Origin of the sequence: Streptococcus parasanguinis (assembly GCF_023109675.1) — a bacterium.
GTDB lineage: Bacteria > Bacillota > Bacilli > Lactobacillales > Streptococcaceae > Streptococcus > Streptococcus parasanguinis_I.
The window spans coordinates 1-1,848 of record NZ_JALDUR010000031.1 but is presented as its reverse complement, the minus strand read 5'-3'; the positions used below and the strand labels follow the sequence as shown (position 1 = coordinate 1,848).

Here is a 1,848-nt window from a genome sequence, read left to right as displayed (position 1 = left end):
CTCCCTATTACAGCCGATAGTCAAGAAACAGCACTCACTATTTTTTCAACTCTAAACGATAGAGGACTAGCATTATCAGATGCCGATATTTTTAAAGCAAAAATTTATAATCACTTGAATTCAGATGAAAAGAAAGAATTTATAGAACTCTGGCAAGAACTAGATGAACAAGCTACAAATACTGGGGAAAGTATTCAAAAGTTGTTTTACTACTATATGTTTTACTTGAGAGCAAATGAAAACGATCGCAAGACAACCACGCCTGGTATTAGAAAATATTATGCAAAAAATAATTTCGAAAAACTGTACTCACAAGACTTAATGCAAAATTTAAATGCTATTTTAAATTTGTGGATTGTGATAAATAATAGAGTCCCAATAGAAAATGAAAAATGGTCCGAAAATATTGAAATAAAACAAACTTTGGATACTTTGACCTCTTATCCTAATGAGTTTTGGAAATATCCTGTTGTCATCTATTACTTACACTATCATTACAAAGATACATTTGAAAGTGACTTTCTTATTTTTTTAAAAAGATTATTAGCAGTTCTATCAGCAAAATACATCATAACACCTACAATTAATGCTGTTAAAACTGGAATCTTGAATTTAAATGCAGAAATAATTAACTCAGCACAACCAAAATTCAATTTCGGCCAAATCGATGAGAAAGAATTGTCAGATAAAATTAAAACTGCGCATCGTAATACAGTTAGGATGATTTTAAAGATCATAGCTTATCAACATCAATCAGAGTTATTACCAGAAAAATGGGAGATTGAGCATATCCTTCCTCAAAAATGGCAATCAAGTTATTTTCCAACAAATTCAAATTCTGAAGTCAAAGAATTGATTGAACATATTGGAAATAAGATTCCCTTCGAAAAGAGGCTCAATATTATCGCAAGTAATGGATACTTTGCTAAGAAAAAAGAAAGCTATAGGAAATCTAAAGTTGGTATATTACTTGAGCTTTCTCAAAGTAATAACAACTGGGGACTTGATGAAATTAGAGAACGTGATATTCGTATTTCTGATGAATTAGTTGGAATACTAAACGACTGGGGCCTGAATCAATCTGAAGCTAATGTTGAAGAATTATTAATATGTATCCCAGAAAAACGATTTTCAGACTATCTTGATTTTATAAGGATTTTCAAAATGGAAGATTCAAATGAGGCAAGAGAAAAATTTTTGAGCATGTAGCAATTTAACAAAGCACTTTAGCTGATAACACATATTCTGTTACTATCAACTAAAGTGCTTTTTCCTGTATTTAATGGCAATTATGGATACGATTATCTACTGGTATCGTCCCCAACATTTAATAAGTTTCCGAAAAAGACCTATTTTTTATACAAAAAAGACATCCAAGAGAAAATTCTTGAATGTCTGTAAACGTTGATAGTATCGTATTGATTAACGTTTTGAGAATTGTGAAGCTTTACGAGCTTTCTTCAAGCCTGGTTTGGAAAGTATGAGTTTTAATTGGATTAAAATCAGCGTAATATCAAGGCTTTTCAGAATGATATCTACTGATTAATTTCATAAAATTTGAATCAATATTTTTTAAATAGAGGAATAGTTTAGTTCTGTAAGTATTAAAATAATACACCTACAAAGCTTATTATATCAGATTTCCCCGTTTTAGAAAAATAAATAGAGATTAAAACAATATCTAGATTTTCCAAAAATTCTTTGTCAAAACTCATGAAAAGGAATTCAACCATCCATATCATCTAAGGAGGATAGTCAAGACAACGGTATGAAACATACTAAGATTAGTAGTGAAGAAATCTCCGACGCGAGAGAGTACTCACTACTTTTTCTTTATGTTAAAGTAGT

The 1,848-nt window shown here is 30.2% G+C and carries 1 protein-coding gene; it reads left to right on the top strand.

Annotation, left to right across the window (positions count from 1 at the left end; all coding sequences use genetic code 11):
• The coding region (locus M1G14_RS10860; protein WP_247926607.1) for an HNH endonuclease family protein at positions 1-1,209 on the top strand (1,209 nt) is incomplete at its 5' end.
• Positions 1,210-1,848 lie beyond the last annotated feature (639 nt).